The sequence below is a fragment of the Sphingomonas sp. 10B4 genome, assembly GCF_035019905.1.
In the GTDB taxonomy this organism is placed as follows: Bacteria; Pseudomonadota; Alphaproteobacteria; order Sphingomonadales; family Sphingomonadaceae; genus Sphingomonas; species Sphingomonas glacialis.
Genome location: NZ_JASJVC010000428.1, coordinates 1 through 255, shown reverse-complemented (window position 1 = coordinate 255; position 255 = coordinate 1). Strand labels below are relative to the sequence as shown.

The following is a 255-nucleotide window of genomic DNA, read 5'->3' as shown; positions in this document are numbered from 1 at the left end:
GATTACCGGGTTCATGGAGCGCGGCGAAACGCCTGAGCAAGGTATCGCCAGAGAACTCAAAGAAGAGACTAATCTCGACGCTGATCAGATCAATTTGATTGGCGTGTATGAGTTCATCAAAAAAAACGAAGTCATCATTGCCTATCATGTAAAGGCATCCGGCGAGATTCGTTTGTCACCAGAATTACTGGAATATCGTTTGATTCAACCGGAGAAGTTGCGTCCTTGGCGAGCCGGTACTGGTTATGCAATGGC

At 47.1% G+C, this 255-nt stretch carries 1 protein-coding gene; it reads left to right on the top strand.

The genetic code is table 11. The features are described from left to right. Positions 1–13 precede the first annotated feature (13 nt). The coding region (locus QN347_RS20380) for an NUDIX hydrolase (protein WP_323494487.1) at positions 14–255 on the top strand (242 nt) is incomplete at its 3' end.